This is a genomic window from Erythrobacter sp. S43 (assembly GCF_057364955.1).
Map to the genome: position 1 here is coordinate 2,232,843 of NZ_CP200285.1, position 22,994 is coordinate 2,255,836.

Below are 22,994 nucleotides of genomic sequence, written 5' to 3' on the forward strand. Positions count from 1 at the left end.
AATCGGGTATAGAGGACTGATGATGCACGCGTTTCGATATGTCGGGTCCACAACCGCCCGTACAGCGTTGTTGGCTGCGAGCGCCGTATCGGCGTCGTCAGCATTCGCGCAAAACGCACCTTTGCCGATTGTCGGGCCGAGCGCTGAAGACGCGGTGCCCAGCATCTCTGATGGAGTGGGCCGCGAGGTCTTCGAAACGGCAAGCGTCGCGGCGCAGTCGGTCGATCGCCGAGAGGTTGGTGATGGGGCGAATATCTGGGGGCAAGTCATCGTGCGCGGTGCCGAACAAGATGCCCTTTCGACGCTGTCAGACGGTTACGATAGCGACCAGTTGATCTTCACCCTTGGCGCAGACTTTCAGGTTTCCGACGACATCCGCGTCGGCCTGGTCGGCAGCTACGCTGATATCTCCAATCAGGATCTGCGCGGCGATGTCGCCCCGACAGAAACGTCAGAGGCCGACAGTTTCAAATTGGGTGCCTATGCGGTTGTGTCCGTATTCGATCGCGGCCTCTTCAGCGCAGAATTCGCCTACCTTACTGGCGAAGCCGAGTCCGCACGCAGCGGAGCATTCGGGCCAATCGTTTCTGATTTCGGCTTTGATGGTTTCTACGGCCGAGCGACACTTTCCTACGACATTATCCCTGACGAAAACGTCTCGGTCATTCCTAGCATCGGCGTCAATTTTGCCCGTGTGAATTTTGACGACACGCAGGAGGTGGGCGGTTTCAACTTCTTCGTTGAGCGTGGCGATGCCGAGTATGGCGAATTGCGCGGCGGCCTGACCTTTGGCGCGAAATTGTCCGAAGGGGTGCAGGGCTTTGCCAGCGGGACCATCATTCGAGATCTGGAAGGGTCAACCCGAAGCTTCCGCCTCAGCTCAACACAGCTCCCTACGTTCAGCGCGGTAATGCCGCGCCGCGATCTCGACCGGTTCGAGCTAACCGCGGGCGTGAGCGTGGATTTGACCAAGAACGCTGTGCTCGATCTCGGGTATCATGGCGATTTCAACGAAGGCTATGGCGGCCATGCGGTCCGCGCATCCGTGCGTTTGCGGCTCTAGCTTCGCGCCTTGATAATCTGCTTGTTGCGGGCGTCGACTATCCGGAATGCTTTGAAGACCGGAAAGTCCTCGTCCACCCGACCTTCGTGGCCGAGCAACCAGATTTGCTGGTAGAACCAGTATATCCCCGCAAATCCGTTCATCGCTTTCATCATCTGAAGCGATTTTAGGAAGCCCAGCCAGCTTGGGATCAGGTCAAGGTTGTCTTCAAAGCGGGGCAGATCGCCGCGCCCTTCGATCAATTGCTTGGGTGCATCAGTGACAACGCATAGCGGGCGCCCAAGTCCGATCACATCAGCTGCACCCATTTCCAGCGCCTGCTCCATCGCCGCACGGGTGCGGAACCCGCCGGTGACCATCAACGGCACTTTGACATGGTCCTGCATCGCTTTGGCGAAATCGACGAAATAGGCCTCGCGCGCGGCAGTCGATGGGGCCACGTTCTGCGCCTCTTCCTCTTCCATCCCTTCAATGCCCATCAGTTTGGGTTGCTCGTAGGAGCCACCTGATATCTCGATCAGGTCAACCGATGCCTCTTCGAGCCATTTGACGACCTGAAGGCTGTCTTCAAAGGCGAAGCCGCCTTTTTGGAAGTCCGCGCTGTTGAGTTTTACCGAGATCGGGAACTTCGGCCCCACGGCGGCGCGAGTGGCTTTGACCACATTGATCAGCAGCCGTGCGCGGTTCTCGAGACTACCGCCATACTCATCGGTGCGCAGGTTCGAGCGCGGCGAGAGGAATTGCGAGATCAGATAGCCGTGTGCTCCATGGATCTGCACGCCGGTGAAGTCCGCATCCTGACACGCCTTCGCGGCAATGGCCCACCGCGCGACGAGGTCTTCGATCTCCGCAACAGTCAGCGGAGTGGGCTTGCCGAACTGGCCGCCGGGCAGAGCGAGCTTCACATCAGAGGCCGATTTCGGATTGGGGTTCACCAGTTTTTGTGTCTGGCGCCCGCCATGGCTGATCTGGGCCCAAAGGTGATTGCCCGCCCGCGTGCCTGCTTCGGCCCAACTCTTCAGCCGCGCTGCCATCTCAGCATCCGGCTCGCGATCGACGACCACATTACCCGGACGTTCGAGATGATCTTTGTCGATGATGATATTGCCGGTCAGCAGCATCCCCGCTCCGCCATCAGCCCAAATGCCATAAAGGCGTTCCAGCTCTGGCGTGGGTAAGCCATCGGGCGTGGCAAGCCCCTCGGTCATGGCTGCCTTAGAAATGCGATTGGGAAGCACAGCCCCACATGGAAGCGTAAGTGGTTCGGCGAGGCGGGATGCGGTCATGACGTTGCTCAATTAGTTTCGGAATGAAACTTATCTAGCAGCGATGAGCGGAAACGCAAATCGGCCGCACTTGTGCGGCGACAAGGGGACGTTTGCGATGGAGGGAAGTGGTGCCGGCTGCAGGAGTCGAACCCGCGGCCTGATGATTACAAATCGCAATGCCGCTTTGTTTTTATTGAACTTTTTTGTAAACTCCTGGGGTTTTGGATCAATAACCTCAATGGCTTGCGTCCGCAGTGTAAACTTTTTTCCTTCGCGCAAAGAGATCCAATTGGCAGCAGGGATCGTTATGGAAGGGGGCATTCGCATTTGATCCTGCTTTTCTTTGCTAGCTGTATGATCAAGTGGAGGTTGAGCCACGGCTTGTTCAATTGACTCAATTGAGTATTGGGGCATAGATCAATGCAGTATTTCAGGGGATTGTATGGACAGGGTGCCGTTTATTTTCTGTCGCTATTCTGCGCAGATTGATGATGACGAACTAGATCATGTTGGGCTTTTGCAAGCTCTAACTGATATACAGGGGCAGTATCTTCCACATGGAAAGAAAGCTGAAAAAGAGAAGCTAAATGACGTTGTCGTTATGAGGCCCCGCGGCCTTGATATTGACGACGAACATGTGGTGACTTGGGCGGTGGGGCACATGCCTGGGCAAAGAGTGAAAACTAGCTACGATGCTACCAACCAGGTCATCAAGCAAAGGGTCGAGAAAGACGACCACATAATCTTCTCGGATGTTATCGCGATCCCCAGGTTGGGAGCAATGGCTGTGACAGATCGTCAGAGCGCGTTGCATATGGGTGGTAAGGTCGCTCTTTCACGTACCCGTTCCGCCTTTAAGTTCATGGATGGAGGGCACTTCAACTTCACCTTCCTTGCCCCTGGTGACGTTACGGCGATGATGAGTGCCCTTAATCTGACGGAGTACTCGTACACAGTTCGGCGCATCAATCCTACGCCGCCTGGAGTATTGGCGGCGGCATTTGATGCATCAATGAAGGAAGAGGGCATCGGCAAAATGCGTGGCGTGGCAACACCAATGGCTGATGAAGATATGAAGATTGATAAGGGATTGATTGCCCAGACCGCAGAACTTGCATCCGGCGGATACGGAGTCTTGGGTTTCAAAGGAGAAACCGAAGCGGGCAGCACCGCACAAGTTAAGAAGCCCCAATTCAGCTATGAGAAATCGCAAAACCTCAAGCAAATGAAGAAAGAGCAGCCGCTACGCGTGATCATCGAAGAAGAGGGTGAGGATCAGATTCTTGCTAGCGTTGTGGCTGAACTTGTGCGATTTTATGACTTAGATGGACAGACCGGGAATACTGAAGAGCCTGATTGATTCATGGCAACTGACGCTTGAACACGGCAAGCCGCACGACCTCATACCCTATTGGATCATGGGCTCAATTGGTACCGGCGCGATCATAGCTGGATTGCTTCCAAAAAATTTCTGGGACGGCAGTAAGCTCGATGTGTCAGTTGCGGTTCTCTCAGGTCTACTGACGTTTAATGGGATTATCCTGGCGCTATGCTGGTCGGCTTTCGGCAAGATCTATGAAATCATCGGTGCCGGAAAATTCTCGGCTCACCTTCGCAAGCACAAGCTGCTGAACCAGTATCTGATGAGCGTCGGGTATTGTCACGCCGTTCAGATCCTCTCGATCGCTCTGACAGGCTTGGCGCTGTTCGCTCTATGGCTGCCGCTCCAAACTTGGGCGATGCAGGTGGCGGTAGGCGGGTCAATTGCTGCCAGCATCTACGCGCTACGCCAAGGCGTTGCGACGTCGACTGTGATGCAGGACCTCATCTGGCGGAAGGCTACCTATGACGCGGAGGATAAAAGCATCAAGCCAGCTGCGGCGACAGGATGATTCGAAATCGGCTGTTCTCGCTAGAAAGATGGATTTTTCTTGTAGACCGCCGAAAATCGGCAAAAAGTTTACAAAAGTTTCAATTTGAAACTAGCGCTAAGTCATTGAAAAGTGGTGCCGGCTGCAGGAGTCGAACCCGCGGCCTGATGATTACAAATCAACTGCTCTACCAACTGAGCTAAGCCGGCACGTGTTTCGGCGCGTTTGCGAGGCGGTCCTCTAGTGCAATCGCCTGCCTTGCTCAAGAGGCTTTGCGATCACAAAAACATTCTGGACCGATTTACCTGCGCTGGCTAATCCAAGCGCATGAAAACACGCATGCTTTCGCTCGCTTTCTTTGGCTTAGCTCAGGCAGTCTCGGCACCCATCGCCGCGAAAGATTCGTCTGCTTCGACCGGGCAGGCGGACGATGCGTTTCACTTCGCGGTCAAATCCGAAGGCAAATGGGGGGTCGTCAACTCGCAGGGTGAGTTCGTTATTCCGGCGCAATATGACGATGCGGACGTTTGGCCGAACGGCATGGTGCGGGTTCGCCAAGACGGCTTGTATGGCGTCCTCAGCTTGGATGGCACTCCAATCATTCCGATGACATTCAAGCGGATCGACAATTTTGGCGAAAGGGATTTCACCTATGCCAAGATTGCCGATGGCGAAGTGATTATTGATCGCGCGGGCAAAGTGATCCTCGGCCCCGGTTTCGGGTCAATTCACAGTTTTGATGGTGAGCGCAGTTTTGAGGTGTCCAACGGGCGACTGAGTGGTGTGGTCACGCTGGATTGCGAATGGGTGCTTGAGCCAGGCTTTCGCAGAATTGGCTATATCAAGGAAAACGGCCTCGCACTGGCGGTTACGTCCGACAACCGGCGCGGCTTTGTCGATGCCCAAGGCAATTGGGTGATCGCGCCAGAAGACCACAATTTTGAACGTTTATGGGACTTCGACAAGAATGGCCTTGCCGGTGCGAAATCAGGAGGGAAATGGGGCTTCATTGATGCGCGCGGCGAATGGGTGGTTGAACCCTTTGCGACTGGCGGAACGCCTCCCTTCTTCTATGGGGATCCCCCACGCGCGCGTGCAAAGGTAAGCGGCAAGTATGGATTGGTCGACATGCGAGGCCAATTCGTTGTGCCCCCAGAGTATGACTTCACGGGCGGAGGTGGCAGCGGTGTCTACGTCTTCACCAAAGATGGCAAATCTGGCGCGTTCGACCATACCGGCAAGATAGTCATTCCGTTCGAATACGACAAAATCGGATGGATAATGAACGGCGATACGGTCAAGGTGACCAAAGACGGACGCGAAACAATTCTTGATCGCACCGGAAAAGAGGTTGCCGAAGCCGGTTTTAAGTGGACCAATTATAACACATTCCGCGGTTGGCGCGCGGCCCAAAAGGACGGAAAATGGGGCGCTGTTAACGAGAATCGTGAGTGGGTCCTAGCCCCGGTCTTTGAATGCGTTGACTATTGCTACCGAGGCGTAGTTACCCCGCCGACGTTAACCGCCGTGAGCCCGTCTGGTCCGCGCTTCACCACCGACGATATCGAAAATCCGCGCAAGCAAGAGTGGTGCCGCGTTGACGATTGATCGGGCTTATTTCTTCACCCGCCAATTCTTCCGGTAGGTCGATTCCTCGGTGTATTTGCGCCGCTTGGCCTCTTCTTGCTCGGCCAGTTCGTCTACTGTTGAGGCTCGCGCGCCGTGGTCCTTTGCCAGCGCATCGCGCCGGACGGGGATCACCTGAATGATGGGCGTACCTGCGGGCAGAGTAATTTCCTGCGGCCCGCCGCTCCAGACAAAGGGGAAGTTGATCGTGGTCGCGAAATGGTCGCAATCGACGAGGCCCGAGAAACAGTAGAACGGCAATTCGGGCCGGTTCATCACAGGCTGGAACAGCACCGAATAGCCATCGGGAACTTTGATCCGCCAAGGATTGATGAATTTGAGCGGCATGACATGCGCAAAAGGAGGGTTTGGTGCGCCCAACTGGCCGGGATGATGCTGTTCGATCGGCTGGAATGCGCAGGTGTCTGCCCAGCGGATATCCAGTCCCAGACCATCTTCACGTTGGCCGAAGGTGATATCGTATGGCAGCGGAATGACATAACCGAGCGAGAACGCGTCGGTGACTGGCAGACACGCCTTGACCGTTAGGGCGGGGAGACCATGTGCGTCGGGCATCCCCATTTCGCGATCCATCTGTTTGAACCAGTCGGGCGCAAAGCGGATTGCGGGCTGCGGCTCGGGGATCGTTCCGAGAAGCTCAGGATCGCACAGGAATTCGATTTTGGGCGTGTGGCTCATGCCCAGTGGGTGGCTTAAAGCGCGCCGAACGTCCAGCCTTCGGTATAGGCGATTTCGGCGGTGAGGCAGCTTGGTTCCCAGCGCTCTGGTTCGTCCGCGACTGTGCGCAGCCACGCGGCGGTGAGCAGCGCGTCGGAGGAATGGTCGTCGATCTCACCCACCTCGTCCACCGGCGGGCAATCGAGCACTTCCAAAGCGGCGTTGAGATCTGCGAAAGTGAGCAGCTTGGTGCGGGCACCGAGATTGGCGGTCTCGCGGCTGGCGAGGCCGGTGTAAATCTCCACCAGCATGGATCCGCCTTTGGTGATGCGCTTCTCGGGAATCGGGTCGAAAGGCCAGACGGGCAGGTGCCCCTGCAAATGGTGCAGCATGCGCATGCCGGTGAGTGAACTCTTCCCCACCTGAGCCGCACCGACGAGGTTGAAATTGCTAACTGGACGGCATTGCTGGCGACGTTGCGCGATCTCGGCCTCGCGCATTCGACCCTCGCGTGACCCAGCGCCTGGCAGCAGGAAGCGGTCGCCTTCGTCACCTTTACCGTGGCGGAAGTATCGCCGGGCCTCCGGGTGATCGACAAAGCTGTGCGCGCCCAGATGCGGATCGTGCTGGCAAATCGCATCGATCAGCGCCCACAGACGTTTGGCGCTTTTCGGGCTGTCTTCCCAACCGGGGAAGAAGGCGCCCGCATCTTGAAAGGGTAGGCTGATCCCCAGATCGACGCCGACTAGCGTGTTGGCAGGCAGTTCGTCGCGCAGGATTTCGAACACATCTTCGCGGCTCCACCCACCTTTCGGGGGTTTAACCAGCACTGGTGGTCCGCCCGCACCCTCAGCAATCGCAAGCGCGATGCCTTTGTGGCGTTCGCCCTTTGCGCCTGACCAATCGACGGCAAGGAAATGATCCCACTCCCTCATTGGCCGCGTTCCTCGCGCAAGCGGTTCCAGTACTCGATCCGTTCTTTCACCTTGCGTTCAAAGCCGCGCTCGACCGGTTCGTAAAAGGTCTGCGGCTCCATTCCCTCAGGCCAGTAATTGTCGCCAGAGAAGCCGTCTTCGGCCTCGTGGTCATAAGAGTAGCCCTCGCCGTACCCGATTTCCTTCATCAGCTTGGTCGGCGCGTTGAGGATGTTGGCGGGCGGCATCAGACTGCCGGTTTCTTTGGCGGCCTTGAACGAGGCTTTCTGCGCGGCATAGGCGGCGTTCGATTTGGGCGCGGTGGCGCAATAGAGGCACGCTTGCACAATCGCGAGTTCGCCCTCCGGGCTGCCGAGGAATTCGTAAGCGTCCTTGGCGGCTAAGCACTGTGTAAGCGCCTGCGGATCGGCGAGGCCGATATCCTCGCTGGCAAAACGGACAAGACGGCGAAGGACGTAGAGAGGCTCCTCACCCGCCGTCAGCATCCGCGCCATGTAATAAAGCGCAGCCTGTGGGTCTGATCCGCGCAAGCTCTTATGCAGCGCGCTGATGAGGTTGTAATGCCCGTCACGATCCTTGTCGTAGACCGCGACGCGGCGCTGCAGGAACTTGCCAAGGCCCGCCGGATCGAGAGGTTCGGGAATGTTGGCGTTGTAGAGTGTTTCAGCCTGACCCAGCAGGAAGCGTCCGTCGCCATCGGCGCTTGCGATCAGAGCGGCCCGCGCATCATCGGTGAGGGGGAGGGGCCTTCGAGCTCCTCAGCGCGGGTCAGCAGGGCTTCAAGCGCGGCATGATCAAGCCGTTCAAGGATCAGCACCTGCGCGCGGCTGAGTAGCGCGGCATTCAATGCAAAACTGGGGTTTTCGGTAGTAGCGCCGACAAGAGTCACCGTCCCGCGTTCCACGAAGGGCAAGAACCCGTCCTGTTGGGCGCGGTTGAAGCGGTGGATCTCGTCCACGAAAAGCAGAGTGGTCTTGCCCGCCGCCGCCATCTTGTCCGCTTCGGCAAAGGCTTTCTTGAGGTCAGCGACGCCCGAGAACACCGCGCTGATGGAGACGAACCGCATCCCTACCGCATCGGCGAGAAGACGGGCGATGCTGGTCTTGCCGGTGCCGGGCGGTCCCCACAGGATCATGCTGGAGAGGCGTCCGGCTGCAACCATACGTCCGATGGCGCCTTCGGGACCAGTCAAATGGTCCTGCCCGATTACCTCGGCAAGCGACTGCGGACGCAAGCGGTCTGCAAGCGGGGCACGCGGATCGACCGGCGCGGCGCCGGCGCCCTTGTCGCCATGCGTCACATCATCATCTTGAAACAGGTCAGCCATTCATCCGCCGAGGTAAGCCATTCGTCGGAAAATGCCATCCCGCACTTGAATAGATAGGTCTAAGATATATCTTGGAGCTATCTAAATGACCCCGGAGATATGAAATGACTTGGCAGAAATACGGAAAAGGCGGCTGGAATAACCTCGGGCCGATGATTGCGATGATGGCGGCTTCCGCTGCGAGCGAGTGGGAGGATGGCGAGCGCCGTCGTCCGCGCCGCGATCGCAACTGGCAGGATGGCCCCAAGCGACGCAAACGCCGTGGCCGCATGTTCGGCAGCGGAGAACTGCGCCTCGCGCTGTTGGCTCTGATCAATGAGGAGCCGCGCCACGGTTACGAACTGATCCGTGCCATCGAAGACATGACCGGTGGCGGTTATGCCCCGAGCCCAGGTGCGGTGTACCCAACGCTGCAAATGCTTGAGGAAGAAGGCCAGATCAAACAGGCCAAACCCAAAGGCAAAAGCGCGGACAGCGACGGCGACACGGGCAGCAAAAAGCCTTTCAAAGCCACCAAGTCGGGCAAAGCCGAGCTGAAAGAGCGCAGCGGCGAGGTCGATGAGCTAATGGGCCGCTTGGGCGAGCACGGCGAACGTGCCGAGCGTGTGAAAGAGAAGTCCCCCGATCTCTTCCGCGCTATGGGCAACCTCGCCAACGTTCTCAAGAACCGCGCCAAATCGGGCAAGCTCGATAAGGAAGCTGTCGACCAGATCGTCGACATCATCGACGAAGTCGCAAAGCGGATCGAGCGGCTTTAACCCCCGTTAACGCTCGACCCCGGTCCCGTCCGCGCAATCGTTAACCGGTTTGCGCGGGCGGGCTTTGTCGTTCTAGGTTCCTCTTTCAGGATTGGGAGAGGGATTATGAACGATACGATTGGTGCGCCGTCGAAGGCGCCAATGCACCTTTGGGCTGTGGGCATTTTGACACTGCTTTGGAACAGTGTCGGCGGCTTCAGCTACACGATGACCCGGCTGGGCAAGCTTGAACAATTGGGCATGGGCGAAGCCGAGATCGCATTTTTCGAAAGCGCGCCTCTGTGGTCAAACTTCTTCTGGGCGCTCGGCGTCTGGGGTGCGATTGCCGGATCGGTGCTGATCTTGCTGCGCTCGCGCTATGCGGTTCATGCGGTGATTATCGCGATTATCGGTCTGCTTGGCTCGAATACGTGGCAATATGCGATTGCGACCGACATGCCGGAAAGCCTGCAAAGCCCTGCGCTTACGATCATGATCTGGGTCACGACCCTGTTCATGCTGTTCTACGCGACACGCATGACCCGTGCAGGCGTGCTCAAGTAAGCTCTAGGCTGAACCCTTAGCCTCGTCGATCGCGCGCTCTTTGTCCTGCAGCGCGCGCCGCTCTTCGATCAAGCGGACGTAAGCATCGGCAACCACGCGGTTGATCGCGGGCCAGCTGTATTCGCTGCTGCGCGCTTCGCCAGCGGCGCCGTGTGCCGCGCGTAGGTCGGCGTCCGTGCAATAGGGCGCGATGGCATCGGCAAAGCGGCTGGCGGTTTCCTCGGTTCTCTTACCCGGAGGCACCAGCCGACCGGTTTCGCCTTCGACCACGAGGCTGGCCGCGCCTGTTGCGCTGGCAGCGACCACCGGAAGTCCCGCAGCCATGGCTTCAAGCGTCACATTGCCGAATGTCTCGGTGATTGAGGGGTTGAAGAAGATGTCGCCACTCGCGACTGCTTTGCCGAGATCCGCTCCGGTCTGCATCCCGGCAAAGATTCCGCCGGGCAGGGCGTTTTCGAACCAACCGCGCGCGGGACCATCTCCGATCACCAGCACTTTATGCGGCACCTGTTTTTTGCGCAGCTGGACTATGGTTTCTGCAAAGACATCCAGCCCCTTTTCCATAACCAAGCGGCCAAGGAAGACCACCGCAACATCATCATCGGCTAGGCCAAGAGAGCGGCGCCATTCCATATCGCGCTTGTCGCTGGAGAAGACATCGCGGTTCACGCCGCGCGTCCACAGGCCGATATCGTCGTGCATCTCCTGCTTCAGTAGCTCATCGATCATCGAGTGCGAGGGGGCAACCAGCGCGTCGCAGCGATTGTAGAACCGCTTGAGCATCTTCACGACCAATGGCTCCATAAAACCCAGACCGTAATAGCGCGGGTAAGTCTCGAACCGGGTGTGGACAGAAGCAAGCACCGGAATGTCGCGATCCTGAGCCCACCGCAGCGCGGCGTGGGCGCTGGGATCGGGTGCAGAAAGATGCACGATATTGGGTTTGAATTTCTCGAGATCGCGCTTGGCCTTTTTGCCAAGGCCGGTCGGCAAACGATACTCGCCGCGGCCGAAGGGGATTGGCACGGAAGGTGTGCCGATCAGGTCTCCTGTCGGCTCGAAATCGGGTTTCTCTACCGTGGGCGCATAGACACGCACCGCTGCACCCAGCTCCAGAAGCGAACCCACCAGCTTGTTCAAAGCCTGGTTCGCCCCATCCCGGGTGTAGTTATAATTGCCGCTAAAGAGCGCGATACGAAGATCAGTAAATTCCATTGCGCGGGCACGTTTAGAGCCCCTGCGCGTTTTTGACGAGAGTTTTGAAGCGGCGCGTTTCACCGTTGCGCCGGACCTATCCACCGTATGCGCGCAATTTCAGATTGACTCTTTTGCGCGCAACTTTAGTGCCGCCGGCGGGCCACGCGGTCCCAACGCCGCGCGAGCTCTCTGCAAGGAGAGAATACATGACTGACTACGCACGCGGGCTCCTGCACGAGCCCCCGCTCAAACCTGAGCGCCCCAACTTTTCATCCGGCCCGACGGTCAAGTTCCCCGGATGGTCCCTCGACAAACTCAGCACCGAATCGCTCGGACGCTCGCACCGCTCGGCCTATGCCAAGGGGCGGCTCAAATATGCGATCGACCTGACCAAAGAACTGCTCGGTATTCCTGACGATTACCTCGTCGGTATTATGCCAGCCTCTGACACTGGCGCTTTGGAAGCGGCGATGTGGACGATGCTCGATCCTGCGCGCCCGGCAACGGTCGCGGCGTGGGAGAGCTTTGGCAATGTGTGGATTCAGGATGCGGTGAAGCAGCTCAAGCTGCCCAACCTGCAAACACTGACCGCCGATTATGGCGAGATCCCCGACCTTTCGACCATTCCGCAGCGTAACGACGTTGTGTTCACATGGAACGGCACGACCAGCGGCGCGATGATCCCGAACACAGACTGGCTTGAGCCGGGCCGCGAGGGCATCACCATCAACGATGCCACGAGCGCGATCTTTGCGATGGAAATGGATTGGGCGAAGCTCGATGCGACGACCTTCAGCTGGCAGAAGATCATGGGGTCCGAAGCGCAGCACGGCATGCTGATCCTTTCGCCCAAAGCGGTTGAGCGGATTGAAAGCTACGATCCGGAATGGCCGCTGCCCAAGCTCTTCCGCCTAAAAAAAGGCGACAAGATCAACAAGGGCATCTTTGAAGGCGCGACGATCAACACGCCATCATTGCTGGCGACCGAAGACTACATCGCCGCACTGGAGTGGGCGAAGTCAATCGGCGGGCGCAAGGCTCTGTTTGAGCGTGCGACCAAGAACGCCGATATCGTCAAGAACTGGATCGAGGCCAAACCGTGGCTGCGCAATATGGTCGATGATCCGGCCAAGCGCACCAACACCGGCGTGTGCATGGTGTTCCAGGGCGAATGGTACGAAGGCCTTTCGGAAGAAGATCAGGCCGTGGTGCCGAAGAAAATCGTCAAGATGCTCGAAGAGCGTCACGTCGGTTATGACTTCAATGGCTATCGCGACGCACCGCCGTCTCTGCGCATCTGGTGCGGCGGCACGGTCGAGGCGGAGGATATCGAACGCCTCCTGCCGTGGATCGAATGGGCTTACAGAATCCGTCAAGGACAACACCTGAGCTGACGTGACCTTCTGCGGATGCGGGAGGCCAGCTTCTCCAATTTCCCAGTTTCTGGGCTCCTGCCTGCACAGGAGCTCGCAAAGGACATGAAAATGACCAAACCCAAAGTACTCATTTCCGATAAGATGGACCCCAACGCGGCGCGCATTTTCGAAGAGCGCGGCTGTGATGTGGACGTCATCACCGGCGAAACCCCCGAAGAGCTGAAGGCGCGCATTGGCGAATATCACGGCCTTGCGATCCGTTCTTCGACCAAAGTGACGCCTGAAATTCTTGAGGCGGCGACCAATCTGAAGGTCATCGGCCGCGCTGGCATCGGCGTCGACAATGTCGATATCCCCTTTGCCAGTGGCAAGGGCGTGGTGGTGATGAATACCCCGTTCGGCAACTCGATCACCACCGCCGAACACGCGATTGCGATGATCATGGCGCTCGCCCGTATGATCCCGGCCGCTGACGCGCGCACTCAGAAAGGCGAATGGCCCAAGAAGGACTTCATGGGCATCGAAGTCACCGGCAAGACACTGGGCTTAATCGGCGCGGGTAACATCGGCGCGATCGTTGCCAGCCGTGCTTTGGGTCTGAAGATGAAGGTTATCGCTTACGATCCCTTCCTCACCGAGGATCGCGCGGTCGAGCTCGGCATTGAGAAGGTCGATCTCGACACGCTGCTGTCGCGCGCCGACTTTGTGACGCTTCACACTCCGCTGACTGACCAAACGCGCAACATCCTGAGCCGGGAGCGGCTTGAAGGCGCTAAGCCGGGCATCCGCATCGTCAACTGCGCGCGCGGTGGGCTGATCGACGAAGCGGCTCTGCGCGATTGTCTTGAGAGCGGTCAGGTCGCGGGCGCGGCTCTGGACGTGTTTGAGACCGAACCGGCGAAGGAAAACCCGCTGTTCGGCGCACCGAACTTTATCTGCACCCCGCACCTTGGTGCATCGACCACCGAAGCGCAGGTCAATGTCGCGCTGCAAGTGGCCGAACAGATGAGCGATTATCTGGTCAATGGCGGCGTGACCAACGCGCTCAACATGCCATCGCTTAGCGCGGAAGAAGCACCCAAGCTCAAGCCATACATGGCGCTCGCCGAGAAGCTCGGTAGCCTTGTGGGCCAGCTCGCCCACGGCAACCTCACCAAGATCAGCATCGAGCGCGAGGGCGCGGCGGCTGAACTCAACGGCAAGCCGATCACAGGCGCGGTTCTGGCAGGCTTTATGCGCCGCTATTCCGATACGGTGAACATGGTCAACGCGCCTTATCTGGCGAAGGAACGCGGGCTGGAAGTCAGCGAGATCCGCCACGAGCGTGAAGGCGCGTTCAGCACGCTGATCCGCGTTTCGGTTGAAACCGAGCAGGGCACGCGCTCTGTCGCGGGCACGCTCTTCGGCAACGAAGCGCCGCGTCTGGTCGAGATTTTCGGTATCGGCATCGAAGCCGATCTGGACGGCCACATGCTTTACGTCGTCAATGATGACAAACCGGGCTTCATCGGCCGCATCGGAACGCTGCTGGGCGACAACGGCATCAATATCGGAACATTCAACCTTGGGCGCCGCGCGGCGGAGGGCGAGGCGGTTCTGCTGCTGAGCCTTGATGAGGCGTTGAACGACGATGTGATCGCCAAGGTCGAACAGGTCGAAGGCGTGAACATGGCCAAGGCGCTGGCATTCTGATCCCAGTTGGGGCAAGCGCGCCCCAATTGATTAGAAGAGTGCAATGACCAACCCGACCGACCTCCTGCCTGAGGGCCTCGAAGACCGGCTGCCGCAATCGGCGGCGCGGATCACCACAGCCATGCGCGCCTGCCTGAATGTGCTGGACGCGCATGGCTATGACCGCGTGCGCCCGCCTCTGCTCGAATTTGAGCGCTCACTCGCAAGCCGGATGCAGGGTGTCCAGACGCAGCGCATGTTCCGCTTCGTCGATCCGGCGAGCCTGCGCACTTTGGCGCTGCGCAGCGATATCACCCCGCAGATCGGACGTATTGCGGCGACCAGCATGGCCGACGCACCGCGCCCGCTGCGGCTCGCCTATTCGGGCGACACAGCGGTGATTCAGGCCAGCCAGCTCGATCCGGCGCGCGAGCGCCTGCAGCTGGGTGGTGAGCTGATCGGTGCGGACACTGTCGCGGCGGCCAGCGAGATAGTGATGGTCGCGGTCGAAGCGCTCAAGGCGGCTGGCCTTATCGGAATTTCGGTCGATTTCACGCTGCCCGATCTGGTCGATACGCTTGCGAAACAAGACCAGTCGATGCAGCCCGAAACGATCGAGGCGATCCGGCGCGAGCTGGATACCAAGGACGCAGGCGGGTTGAAAGCTGTGGGCGGCGAGGCGTATCTTCCGCTGCTATACGCTACCGGCCCGTTCGACGAGGCGATGGCGAAACTGCGCGAAGCCGATGCCGGCGGCGTGCTCGCCAGCGTGCTAGACGGGCTTGAGCAGATTGCCGCACGCGTCGGCAATGCCGCTCGTATCACGCTCGATCCGACCGAACGCCACGGTTTTGAATATCAAAGCTGGTTCGGCTTCACGATCTACGCCGAGGGACTGCGCGGCGCAGCGGGCCGCGGCGGCACCTATGCCATTGGCGGCACCGGCGAAGCGGCAACGGGCTTTACGCTCTATGTCGATCGCTTGGCCGAGGCGGCACCCGATGCTGATGCTGCGAGAACGATCTACCTTCCGCTAGGCCACGACCCGCAGGTCGCAACTGCCTTGCGCGCCGATGGCTGGCGCACAGTGGCGCAACTGACCGAAGGCGAAGACGTCAAGGCGCTCGGTTGCACGCATATGCTTGAAGGTGAGACCCCTAAGTCGCTGTAAGCCTGACCAAGAACGCATCGATTGCTTGCGTTTGCTGCGCTCCGGCTGGGGTGCCTATGTCACGGTTTAAACGGCCATGATCGGTGTTCGAAATCGCAGTAGCGGTGGCCTTGGCTCCTGCTGACGCCAGCGCGTTGGTCAGTGAAACAGCTTGTGACTTCGCCCGCACGCGGGTGTCCACATACAACGCCAACCAGTTCGGCGCGGTTTGCCCGCCTGCAAAAGTGATGGGCGACAGGGCTTTCTGGCGTTCTTGGTCGTCGCCGAAAGCGTTCTGATAGGTCGAGAGACTCCATGAACTCGCCGTTTTGATCGTAGCCGGAATGTCATAGGCTGCCCCATCCAGCAGCACGACGCCTTTGATCGCATCGAACGCGTCAGCCGCATATTGCGGATCGGTCGAAACCAACGCGGCAAGATGGGCACCAGCGCTGTGCCCCATCACGATGATCGAGTCCGGAGCGAAGCCGATGTCGTTTGCTTGTCCTGCTAAGGCTTGGATCGCGAGGCCGATGTCTCTGGCCTGATCCTCGACGGGCGCATCTGGCAGCAAGCGGTAACCGGCAGAGGCGAAGATATAGCCGTTCTTGGTGAAATGCTGCGGCTTGGATTGGACCAGCTTGTGATTGCCCATGCTCCAACCGCCGCCGTGAATGTGCAGGATCAGGGGTAGGTCATCGACAGCATCTTTGGGTTTGTAGATATCAATCTGTTGCTTCTGATCCGCGCCATAGAAGATGGTCTGGTCCACTTTTGCAGCCTGACGGAAAGCTTGCTCGCCGCCAGCGCGGCCCTGTTGACCGCGCTGCTGCATCCGGTCGCGCAATTCGGCGCGGCAGCTTGAGGAAAGCTGATCGGCTTTCTCTTGCAAACAGGCGCGGATTTTTGAGCGGTCGCGCCCTGCCGAAGAACACAGTTTGCGTATCTCCTGCACACAGCTGCGTGATGGACGGTCTCCGCCGCACTGGGCGAGGATGGGCGCGGTGAGGACAGCGGATGCAGCAAGGCCGCATGCGAGGGTAAGGGTCCAATGTTTCAAGGGTATAATCCTCCCAAAGTGAAATCATGTGCCCCTGTTGAAGGTTGTTTTGCGCAGCTGAGCTGCAATGCCAAGCGACTTGCTGTCGCGAATTGTATCGGCCCTTTGTGAAGCGCTGCTTTCCTACTTGAGCCTTGAGCGGCAATGTGCGGGCGATGATTGGTCTCCTTCGCCTTCCTTGCCAAGCGTCAGCACCATTCCGGGGTGAAGCCTTGTCCTCCCGGGATTTTTCTCTCCAAGACACTGTGTCAGCTGTTTCAGGCGTTCTACAGATGCGACGAGCCGATGGTCTGCGGACAAGCCGAAAGCAGCCTTGCCCTAGCACCCCCAAGCGCCTAACGCCGCCTGCGGTTTCACCCGTACATGAGTAGAAAGTAGAGCATGGCCAACGTCACCGTGATCGGCGCCCAGTGGGGCGATGAGGGCAAGGGCAAGATCGTCGACTGGCTGGCTAGCCGTGCTGACGCTGTCGTCCGGTTCCAAGGTGGGCACAATGCCGGCCACACCCTCGTGATTGACGGCAACGTCTTCAAACTGTCGCTGCTACCTTCGGGCATTGTCTCTGGCACGATGAGCATGATCGGCAATGGCGTGGTGCTCGATCCATGGGCGCTGCGCGACGAGGTTGAGAAGCTTGAGGAGCAAGGCGTTGCGATCAATGCCGATAACCTTGCCGTTGCAGACAATTGCCCATTGATCCTGCCGCTGCACCGCGACCTTGATGGCTTGCGCGAAACCGCGGCGGGCAAAGGCAAGATTGGCACCACAGGGCGCGGTATCGGCCCGGCATACGAAGACAAGGCTGGCCGCCGCGCGATCCGCGTGTGTGACTTGGCGCATCTTGATGATCTGGAGCCCCAGTTGGACCGACTGTGCGCGCACCACGACGCTTTGCGTGCTGGCTTTGACCAACCGCCGGTGGACCGCGAGGCGCTGCTCGCTGAGCTGCGCGATGTCGCCGACTTCGTGTTGCAGTTCGCGCAGCCGGTGTGGAAGCGCCTCAAGAAGGTGCGCAAAGCGGGCGCCAAGATCCTGTTCGAAGGCGCGCAGGGCGTGCTGCTCGATGTCGATCACGGCACTTATCCCTTTGTGACCAGCTCGAACACGGTCAGCGGCACAGCGGCTGCGGGCAGTGGCTTGGGCCCGAACTCGACTGGCTTCGTGCTGGGTATCGTGAAGGCATACACGACCCGCGTTGGCTCTGGTCCGTTCCCGACCGAGCTGGACGATGAGGTCGGTCAGGGCATCGGCGAGCGCGGGCACGAGTTTGGCACCGTCACCGGACGCCAGCGGCGCGTCGGTTGGTTCGATGCGGTTTTGGTGCGCCAAACCTGCGCGATCAGCGGCGTGACCGGCATCGCTTTGACCAAGATTGATGTGCTCGACGGGCTGGAAACGGTCAAAATCTGCACCGGTTACCGCCTGAAGAACAACGTTATGGACTACCTGCCCAGCCATGCGCGCGAGCAGGCGGAGGTCGAGCCGATCTACGAAGAGATGGAAGGCTGGAGCGAAAGCACCGCAGGCGCACGCAGCTTTGCCGATCTCCCCGCCAATGCGATCAAGTACATCCAGCGTGTACAAGAGCTGATCGAGTGTCCGGTGGCGCTGGTCTCCACTTCGCCAGAGCGTGACGATACAATCCTGATGAAAGATCCGTTTGTCGATTGATGTGTCGCTGGTGAGCCAAGCGCGGTCCTTGATCGGGACAGGCTTGGCGGTGCGAATTGAAGGCGAGGCCGCGACAGGCTAAACCACTGTTTATGAAACGGTGGTTTGTTCTTCCTGCCTTTGTCCTTGCGGCGTCATGCTCGCCGGGTGCGCCGGAGCCCGTGACGCCGCCACCGACAGTGCTCACGCCGCCAGTGCAGCCCACTGTACCGATGGTTGCGGATTATCTCTTGGTCGACAAATCGGACCGCACGCTCACCGCCTATCGCGCGGGCTATGCGATCCGGGTCTATCGCGGCATCCAGTTCGGTGATGCTCCGATGGGGCACAAACGCTTTGAAGGGGATGAGCGCACGCCGGAAGGTGTCTACACCATTGATACGCGTAACCCGCAAAGCAGCTATCACCTGAGCCTACGCATTTCGTACCCCAACGCCAGTGACAAGGCCTTCGCCCGCCAATACGGCCGCTCCCCCGGGGGTAACATCTTCATCCACGGTCAGCCCAATGGCTATCGCGGGCCAACGCTGACGGGTGACTGGACCGATGGCTGCATCGCGCTGACCAATGCCGAGATTGAGGAACTGTGGCGGATCGTGCCCGACGGAACGCCGATCGAGATCCGCCAGTAGCTCTTAACCGTCCTGCTCGGACAGCATTGCGACCTGAACCTGCAACCGCTTCACCTCGCGCAAGACGGTGAGCATGTTCATCCGCGCAAACATCCACTCTTTCAGGAAGCCCTGCATGATCAGCAGCGCAAGACAGGTGAGGCCCCACCCGATCATCCCGTCCGTCGCGCCCGCAGTCAGCGCGCGGTAAAACGAATAGGCAAGGCCAATGCCGATAACGATAGCGATGGCAAAGCTGAACTTTGCCCATCCGCCGAGCGGCCCGTGCCAGGAATCACCGATCTGCTGGAACATGCCGCGATCGGTCTCAAGGCTATCAAGAAATGCGCGGTCATCAGCGTCGAGCGCTGCCGCGATCTGTTGGTCGTGAGTGCTCATAGCGTTTCTCCTTCGATTGAGTCAGTAAGCGCCGCCTTCAACTTGCGGCGGGCATGGAACAGGCGGCTTTTGGCGGTGCCTTCAGCAATATCCTGCACCGCGGCGATTTCGGGCACGGTAAGCCCTTCGACGAAGTACAAATGCGCTGCGAACCGTTGATCAGGAGGCAAGGCCGCGAAGGCCTGCCGGATTGCCAATGCCTCGCCTTGGGAGGCATCGACCGGTTGGTCAGGCAATCCATCCAGCCCCACATACGCGTGCGCCTTTCGATCGCTCATGACGCCGCGCACATGATCTGCCCCGCGCCGATGCAGCACAGAGAATGCGTAAGACCGGAACCGTGAGGGATCGCGCAAACGCTTGATCCCTTTCCAGATGCCGATCCAGCAGTCCTGCACCAGATCGCGCGCCAATTCGGCATCACCGGTGAAGCGCAACGCCGCCCGGGCGAGCCGCGGGTTCCAGCGTGCATGGAGGCGCTCCATGGCACGGCTGTCACCCTGTTTGACGAGCACCACGAGCAGCTCATCAAACACAGCGCCCGATTGGGCTTGCGGATCAAGGCGCTTCGATTGGGTCATCACACTGGTAGTCCACCATCCGTCTCAAATCGTTCAATCGCAAGTCGCAGAAATCGGTGCCTTGGCACGGAATTCTTGACCTGAACCCTTTTTGTTCTACTCTTGTTCCACTCAGAACGGAGATGATTCGATGGCCAATGTCCTCAGCGCGCAAGCCGATTTCACGTATGATCAGGGTGGTGATGTCGCAGTGGACTCGGCAGGGTTGCCCGCGCGTGTAGCCATCTTTGCAGACCATTCGGCCATGCGAAACCAGATCGCCGAAGACTTGGGCGGCGCAGGCTTTCGCACGATTGATGGCGGCGCGATCACGGTTTTGCTTGATGGCCCGATCACGCTTCTGGGCGATGTGGTGATGGTTGATTGTCCGGCGGTGGATGGCGGCACTCTGGCCGCGCTCGCACGGCTTGATATGCGCGCGGCGCGGGCAGGGGCGCAGTTGGTGGTTTCGACTACGCTGGAAGCGCTGGATGATGTGTTCGCCGCGCTGGACCAGTCGGACCCGCAGTTCCTGGTGCAGCCCAGCAGGGCCGAGCGGGTTGTCGCTGTGGGCCGCGTTTTGACCGATGTGGCGAGCCGCCGTGTGCGCGAGATGAGCGAGCAGGACCGCGTGGCCCTGCTTCGGCTCTCGCAACAGGTGGAGAGCATAGCGCAGCAGCTGGACCGGATTTCCGCACAGGAAGCGTCGGAGCAGCCCGGCTTGAGCGAGTTCAAACAGGATTGGCGCGGGGTGGGAGAGAAAATGCCCTCTATCGGGAGTTCCGCGCGCCCGTCGCTGCCCGATCCCCGCCATGTGCGGGCCATGATTACGCAAAGGCAGGCCCGGGCGAAGTTCTTTGATGCCGATCTGTTTGCTGATCCCGCTTGGGACATGTTGCTCGATCTGACGGCTGCACACGCTGAAAACCAGCAAGTATCAGTCACGTCATTATGCATTGCCGCTGGTGTTCCGGCGACAACGGCATTGCGCTGGATCAAGCAATTGGTGGAAACGGGGGTGTTCGAGCGCGTCGCAGACAGCTCGGACAAGCGCCGCGCCTTTATTGCACTCAGCGATAAGTCTTTGGATGCGATGGCGCGCTACTTTGCATCGATTGAAGCACCACTGGCACGAGCGGCTTAGTCTTCGCGTCGAAGGATGACGGAGAACCGGTCAGCGCGGGCGCAGGCCGGTTCTCCGCCAGAGCCATTTGCGCGCGGGCAGGTTGTGCGGTCGCAGACCACACGCTCGGCATCGGCACGGGCACGGGCAAGGATCGATGCAGAGACCTCGCCATCTGCGCAGACAACGTCCGCTTCGCCAAGCAAGCGTGCCTGGCGGATTGTCAGTTCTTCGGGATCGTCACTAGTGAGCGTGACGAGATGCCAGCCGGTCGCTTCAGCTTCTGAAGCGCCTTCTGCCCATTCCTTAACGCGTTCATGCGACGTCGGATCGAGAGGATCGAGCGCGCCGCCTTCGCCGAGCGCGCTGTCGATCGCCCGCCGCCGGTCCGAACCGTCAGGAAATCGCTCGCGCAGCTTTGGTCGAATCTTCTGCAACCCACGCGCCAGCAGTCCCAAAGTTTCGGGCAGAATACGCTCCAGCCGCAGCCTCACATGCTTGGCGAGCCCCGCCGACGCCCCGCCTGTGCCCACCGCGATTAGCAGCGGGTTGCGGTCAAGAATGCTTGGCGTCGTGAAGTCACACAGATCGGGCCGGTCAACCACATTCACCAGCATGCCCGCACAGCGCAGATTGATCGCTGCGACCTCGCACGCCTTCACGTCCTCAAATGCGACGAAAGCAAGCCGCACGCCTTCGTCGATCGCTTGGCGCTCATCATCGATCACCACGCCGCCCGCACGTTCAACCAACCGCCGCTTGGGTTCAGCCGCTTCGCCTTCGCCCAGCACCAGCACCTTTTGTCCGGTGATCTGGTGAAATAGCGGGAGGCTTTCCAGCTTGCTCATAGCAACCAGTCAGGCACCCGCTCGGCATCCATGATCGAGCCTGCGTCGATCCGGTCGGCCACGACTGCAAACTTGTCACCATCCACCAGCACTTCGGCCACGAAGCCGCGCGAATTGTAGCTGGAAGCCATGGTTGCGCCATAAGCGCCAGCGGTGCGGAATACCGCCAAATCACCGCTTTCCAGATGATCGCATTCGCGGCCCATCGCGAAGGTGTCACCCGTTTCGCAGATCGGGCCGACGATATTGGCGGTCATATCTGCGCCATTGGGCTCGACCGCTTCAAAGTGGTGGTACGCGCCGTAAAGAGCAGGGCGCGCAAGATCGTTCATCGCTGCGTCGACGATCACGAACGGATTGTTGAGGCCCCGCTTCACCCGCACCACGCGCGTCAGCAACACACCGGCATTGCCCGCAATCAAACGGCCAGGTTCAAAGATAAGGGTCACGCCCCAATCCTTAGTCACCCGCGCCACCATCGCGCCGTAGTCGGCAGGGCTGGGGAAACTTTCACCTTTCTTGTAGGGCACGCCTACACCGCCGCCGAGATCGACATGGGTGATGGTGTGCCCTGCGCCGCGCAAAGATGTCACCAATTCTCCCAGCTTCACAAAGGCCCTCTCCAACGGAGCAAGCTCGCTCAGCTGGCTGCCAATATGCACCGCGACGCCGCGCAAATTGACGCCCGCTTGTCCGGCCAGCTTGCCAAATATCTGGCCCGCCTGATCAATCGGCACGCCGAACTTGTTGTCCGCCTTACCGGTGGAAATCTTGTCATGCGTCCCTGCATCGACATCGGGATTGATCCGCAGCGCGCATTGCGCCGTGACGCCCATTTCGGCAGCGACTTCGGCCAACTCCAGACCTTCTTCTTCGCTTTCGATATTGAACTGGCCGATGCCCAGCTCAAGCCCTTCGATCAGCTCAGCGCGGGTCTTGCCGACGCCAGAGAAGACGATTTTGTGCGGCTCCATGCCTGCTGCCAGTGCGCGGCGGACCTCGCCGATGGAGACACAATCCGCGCCCATGCCCTGGCTTTGCAGCACCTTGAGGACGGCAAGGTTAGGGTTGGCCTTCACCGCAAAAGCGATCAGCTTGCCCGGCACCGCGTCCAGACCTTCGCGGAACACCTTTGCATGACGCTCCAACGTGGCGCGTGAATAGACATAGACGGGCGTACCCACGTCTTCCGCAATGCGCGGCAGCGGAACATCCTCGGCGTGCATGACGCCGTCTTTCAAAGCAAAATGGTCCATTGT

General features: G+C 59.4%; 21 protein-coding genes, 1 tRNA gene and 1 pseudogene. 12 read left to right on the forward strand and 11 right to left on the reverse strand.

From position 1 onward, the window contains the following. Positions 1 to 19: 19 nt before the first annotated feature. Positions 20 to 1,063 (forward strand): autotransporter outer membrane beta-barrel domain-containing protein, encoded by a 1,044-nt coding sequence (locus AC0V6K_RS10885; RefSeq protein WP_472622135.1) that lies wholly within the window; start codon positions 20 to 22, stop codon positions 1,061 to 1,063. On the opposite strand, the gene AC0V6K_RS10890 is transcribed toward AC0V6K_RS10885, so the two are convergent. Further along, entirely contained in the window at positions 1,060 to 2,349 is a 1,290-nt protein-coding gene (locus tag AC0V6K_RS10890) for an NADH:flavin oxidoreductase/NADH oxidase family protein (protein ID WP_472622137.1), read from the reverse strand. The two genes, AC0V6K_RS10885 and AC0V6K_RS10890, sit on opposite strands and share 4 nt — an antisense overlap. A 424-nt stretch (positions 2,350 to 2,773) precedes the next feature. Here AC0V6K_RS10890 and AC0V6K_RS10895 point away from each other — a divergent pair, with 424 nt between their 5' ends. Both AC0V6K_RS10895 and AC0V6K_RS10900 read left to right on the forward strand, forming a co-directional pair. Then, positions 2,774 to 3,691 (forward strand): hypothetical protein, encoded by a 918-nt coding sequence (locus AC0V6K_RS10895; RefSeq protein WP_472622139.1) that lies wholly within the window; start codon positions 2,774 to 2,776, stop codon positions 3,689 to 3,691. Next, positions 3,657 to 4,223, forward strand: coding sequence for a hypothetical protein (locus tag AC0V6K_RS10900; RefSeq protein ID WP_472622141.1), 567 nt, complete (start codon positions 3,657 to 3,659; stop codon positions 4,221 to 4,223). The genes AC0V6K_RS10895 and AC0V6K_RS10900 overlap by 35 nt, the downstream gene beginning before the upstream one ends. 112 nt (positions 4,224 to 4,335) lie before the next feature. Here the strand turns inward: AC0V6K_RS10900 and AC0V6K_RS10905 are convergent. Beyond that, positions 4,336 to 4,411 (reverse strand) — tRNA-Thr (locus AC0V6K_RS10905). A gap of 118 nt (positions 4,412 to 4,529) precedes the next feature. On the opposite strand from AC0V6K_RS10905, the gene AC0V6K_RS10910 reads away from it, so the two are divergent. Next, positions 4,530 to 5,810 carry a WG repeat-containing protein gene (locus tag AC0V6K_RS10910; protein ID WP_472622143.1) on the forward strand — a complete coding sequence of 427 codons (1,281 nt, stop codon included), beginning with the start codon at positions 4,530 to 4,532 and terminating at the stop codon, positions 5,808 to 5,810. Between the two features lie 6 nt (positions 5,811 to 5,816). Here the strand turns inward: AC0V6K_RS10910 and AC0V6K_RS10915 are convergent, their stop codons facing one another. The 3 genes and pseudogenes from AC0V6K_RS10915 to AC0V6K_RS10925 form a co-directional block, all read right to left on the reverse strand. Next, positions 5,817 to 6,527, reverse strand: coding sequence for a hypothetical protein (locus AC0V6K_RS10915; protein ID WP_472622145.1), 711 nt, complete (start codon positions 6,525 to 6,527; stop codon positions 5,817 to 5,819). Positions 6,528 to 6,541: 14 nt separating this feature from the next. After that, a complete protein-coding gene (locus AC0V6K_RS10920) occupies positions 6,542 to 7,441 on the reverse strand; it encodes a hypothetical protein (RefSeq protein WP_472622147.1) in 900 nt (299 codons plus the stop codon). Continuing rightward, positions 7,438 to 8,768 (reverse strand): annotated as a pseudogene (locus tag AC0V6K_RS10925) (replication-associated recombination protein A). The gene AC0V6K_RS10920 and the pseudogene AC0V6K_RS10925 overlap by 4 nt, the downstream one beginning before the upstream one ends. A 104-nt stretch (positions 8,769 to 8,872) precedes the next feature. On the opposite strand from AC0V6K_RS10925, the gene AC0V6K_RS10930 reads away from it, so the two are divergent. Next, entirely contained in the window at positions 8,873 to 9,526 is a 654-nt protein-coding gene (locus AC0V6K_RS10930) for a PadR family transcriptional regulator (protein WP_472622149.1), read from the forward strand. 105 nt (positions 9,527 to 9,631) lie between these two features. Then, on the forward strand, positions 9,632 to 10,069 hold the full coding sequence (locus tag AC0V6K_RS10935; RefSeq protein WP_472622151.1) for a hypothetical protein: 438 nt from the start codon (positions 9,632 to 9,634) through the stop codon (positions 10,067 to 10,069). A gap of 3 nt (positions 10,070 to 10,072) precedes the next feature. Here AC0V6K_RS10935 and AC0V6K_RS10940 read toward each other — a convergent pair whose 3' ends face one another. Continuing rightward, positions 10,073 to 11,284: a glycosyltransferase family 4 protein gene (locus tag AC0V6K_RS10940; RefSeq protein ID WP_472622153.1), complete on the reverse strand. Its 1,212-nt coding sequence runs from the start codon at positions 11,282 to 11,284 to the stop codon at positions 10,073 to 10,075. A gap of 188 nt (positions 11,285 to 11,472) precedes the next feature. Here AC0V6K_RS10940 and AC0V6K_RS10945 point away from each other — a divergent pair, with 188 nt between their 5' ends. From AC0V6K_RS10945 to AC0V6K_RS10955, 3 genes are all read left to right on the forward strand, one after another. Beyond that, positions 11,473 to 12,660 (forward strand): phosphoserine transaminase, encoded by a 1,188-nt coding sequence (locus AC0V6K_RS10945; protein ID WP_472622155.1) that lies wholly within the window; start codon positions 11,473 to 11,475, stop codon positions 12,658 to 12,660. 90 nt (positions 12,661 to 12,750) lie between these two features. Next, a complete protein-coding gene (gene serA / locus AC0V6K_RS10950) occupies positions 12,751 to 14,334 on the forward strand; it encodes a phosphoglycerate dehydrogenase (RefSeq protein ID WP_472622157.1) in 1,584 nt (527 codons plus the stop codon). Between the two features lie 43 nt (positions 14,335 to 14,377). After that, positions 14,378 to 15,484, forward strand: coding sequence for an ATP phosphoribosyltransferase regulatory subunit (locus tag AC0V6K_RS10955; RefSeq protein WP_472622159.1), 1,107 nt, complete (start codon positions 14,378 to 14,380; stop codon positions 15,482 to 15,484). Here AC0V6K_RS10955 and AC0V6K_RS10960 read toward each other — a convergent pair. Further along, positions 15,471 to 16,523 carry an alpha/beta hydrolase gene (locus AC0V6K_RS10960; protein ID WP_472622161.1) on the reverse strand — a complete coding sequence of 351 codons (1,053 nt, stop codon included), beginning with the start codon at positions 16,521 to 16,523 and terminating at the stop codon, positions 15,471 to 15,473. The genes AC0V6K_RS10955 and AC0V6K_RS10960 overlap by 14 nt on opposite strands. 381 nt (positions 16,524 to 16,904) lie before the next feature. Between AC0V6K_RS10960 and AC0V6K_RS10965 the strand changes: the two genes are divergently transcribed. Both AC0V6K_RS10965 and AC0V6K_RS10970 read left to right on the forward strand, forming a co-directional pair. Further along, positions 16,905 to 18,194, forward strand: a complete 1,290-nt coding sequence (locus AC0V6K_RS10965; protein WP_472622163.1) for an adenylosuccinate synthase — start codon at positions 16,905 to 16,907, stop codon at positions 18,192 to 18,194. Between the two features lie 92 nt (positions 18,195 to 18,286). Beyond that, positions 18,287 to 18,826, forward strand: a complete 540-nt coding sequence (locus tag AC0V6K_RS10970; protein WP_472622165.1) for a L,D-transpeptidase family protein — start codon at positions 18,287 to 18,289, stop codon at positions 18,824 to 18,826. Between the two features lie 3 nt (positions 18,827 to 18,829). On the opposite strand, the gene AC0V6K_RS10975 is transcribed toward AC0V6K_RS10970, so the two are convergent. Further along, positions 18,830 to 19,204, reverse strand: coding sequence for a DUF6768 family protein (locus AC0V6K_RS10975; protein WP_472622167.1), 375 nt, complete (start codon positions 19,202 to 19,204; stop codon positions 18,830 to 18,832). Next, a complete protein-coding gene (locus tag AC0V6K_RS10980) occupies positions 19,201 to 19,785 on the reverse strand; it encodes an RNA polymerase sigma factor (protein WP_472622169.1) in 585 nt (194 codons plus the stop codon). The genes AC0V6K_RS10975 and AC0V6K_RS10980 overlap by 4 nt, the downstream gene beginning before the upstream one ends. Positions 19,786 to 19,915: 130 nt before the next feature. Here AC0V6K_RS10980 and AC0V6K_RS10985 point away from each other — a divergent pair, with 130 nt between their 5' ends. Beyond that, positions 19,916 to 20,908, forward strand: a complete 993-nt coding sequence (locus AC0V6K_RS10985) for a MarR family transcriptional regulator (protein WP_472622171.1) — start codon at positions 19,916 to 19,918, stop codon at positions 20,906 to 20,908. Here the strand turns inward: AC0V6K_RS10985 and AC0V6K_RS10990 are convergent. Next, positions 20,905 to 21,735 (reverse strand): precorrin-2 dehydrogenase/sirohydrochlorin ferrochelatase family protein, encoded by an 831-nt coding sequence (locus AC0V6K_RS10990; RefSeq protein ID WP_472622173.1) that lies wholly within the window; start codon positions 21,733 to 21,735, stop codon positions 20,905 to 20,907. The genes AC0V6K_RS10985 and AC0V6K_RS10990 overlap by 4 nt on opposite strands. Beyond that, on the reverse strand, positions 21,732 to 22,991 hold the full coding sequence (gene lysA / locus AC0V6K_RS10995) for a diaminopimelate decarboxylase (protein ID WP_472622175.1): 1,260 nt from the start codon (positions 22,989 to 22,991) through the stop codon (positions 21,732 to 21,734). The genes AC0V6K_RS10990 and lysA overlap by 4 nt, the downstream gene beginning before the upstream one ends. Positions 22,992 to 22,994 lie beyond the last annotated feature (3 nt).

Excerpts from the sequence above, each read along its gene's own strand:
- serA (WP_472622157.1), top strand. The coding sequence starts at position 12,751 with ATGACCAAACCCAAAGTACTCATTTCCGATAAGATGGACCCCAACGCG.
- AC0V6K_RS10980 (WP_472622169.1), bottom strand. The coding sequence starts at position 19,785 with ATGACCCAATCGAAGCGCCTTGATCCGCAAGCCCAATCGGGCGCTGTG.
- AC0V6K_RS10945 (WP_472622155.1), top strand. The coding sequence starts at position 11,473 with ATGACTGACTACGCACGCGGGCTCCTGCACGAGCCCCCGCTCAAACCT.
- AC0V6K_RS10990 (WP_472622173.1), bottom strand. The coding sequence starts at position 21,735 with ATGAGCAAGCTGGAAAGCCTCCCGCTATTTCACCAGATCACCGGACAA.
- AC0V6K_RS10910 (WP_472622143.1), top strand. The coding sequence starts at position 4,530 with ATGAAAACACGCATGCTTTCGCTCGCTTTCTTTGGCTTAGCTCAGGCA.
- AC0V6K_RS10920 (WP_472622147.1), bottom strand. The coding sequence starts at position 7,441 with ATGAGGGAGTGGGATCATTTCCTTGCCGTCGATTGGTCAGGCGCAAAG.
- AC0V6K_RS10985 (WP_472622171.1), top strand. The coding sequence starts at position 19,916 with ATGGCCAATGTCCTCAGCGCGCAAGCCGATTTCACGTATGATCAGGGT.
- AC0V6K_RS10895 (WP_472622139.1), top strand. The coding sequence starts at position 2,774 with ATGGACAGGGTGCCGTTTATTTTCTGTCGCTATTCTGCGCAGATTGAT.
- AC0V6K_RS10930 (WP_472622149.1), top strand. The coding sequence starts at position 8,873 with ATGACTTGGCAGAAATACGGAAAAGGCGGCTGGAATAACCTCGGGCCG.
- AC0V6K_RS10970 (WP_472622165.1), top strand. The coding sequence starts at position 18,287 with ATGAAACGGTGGTTTGTTCTTCCTGCCTTTGTCCTTGCGGCGTCATGC.
- AC0V6K_RS10890 (WP_472622137.1), bottom strand. The coding sequence starts at position 2,349 with ATGACCGCATCCCGCCTCGCCGAACCACTTACGCTTCCATGTGGGGCT.
- AC0V6K_RS10885 (WP_472622135.1), top strand. The coding sequence starts at position 20 with ATGATGCACGCGTTTCGATATGTCGGGTCCACAACCGCCCGTACAGCG.
- AC0V6K_RS10955 (WP_472622159.1), top strand. The coding sequence starts at position 14,378 with ATGACCAACCCGACCGACCTCCTGCCTGAGGGCCTCGAAGACCGGCTG.
- AC0V6K_RS10975 (WP_472622167.1), bottom strand. The coding sequence starts at position 19,204 with ATGAGCACTCACGACCAACAGATCGCGGCAGCGCTCGACGCTGATGAC.
- AC0V6K_RS10965 (WP_472622163.1), top strand. The coding sequence starts at position 16,905 with ATGGCCAACGTCACCGTGATCGGCGCCCAGTGGGGCGATGAGGGCAAG.
- lysA (WP_472622175.1), bottom strand. The coding sequence starts at position 22,991 with ATGGACCATTTTGCTTTGAAAGACGGCGTCATGCACGCCGAGGATGTT.
- AC0V6K_RS10900 (WP_472622141.1), top strand. The coding sequence starts at position 3,657 with ATGGACAGACCGGGAATACTGAAGAGCCTGATTGATTCATGGCAACTG.
- AC0V6K_RS10940 (WP_472622153.1), bottom strand. The coding sequence starts at position 11,284 with ATGGAATTTACTGATCTTCGTATCGCGCTCTTTAGCGGCAATTATAAC.
- AC0V6K_RS10915 (WP_472622145.1), bottom strand. The coding sequence starts at position 6,527 with ATGAGCCACACGCCCAAAATCGAATTCCTGTGCGATCCTGAGCTTCTC.
- AC0V6K_RS10935 (WP_472622151.1), top strand. The coding sequence starts at position 9,632 with ATGAACGATACGATTGGTGCGCCGTCGAAGGCGCCAATGCACCTTTGG.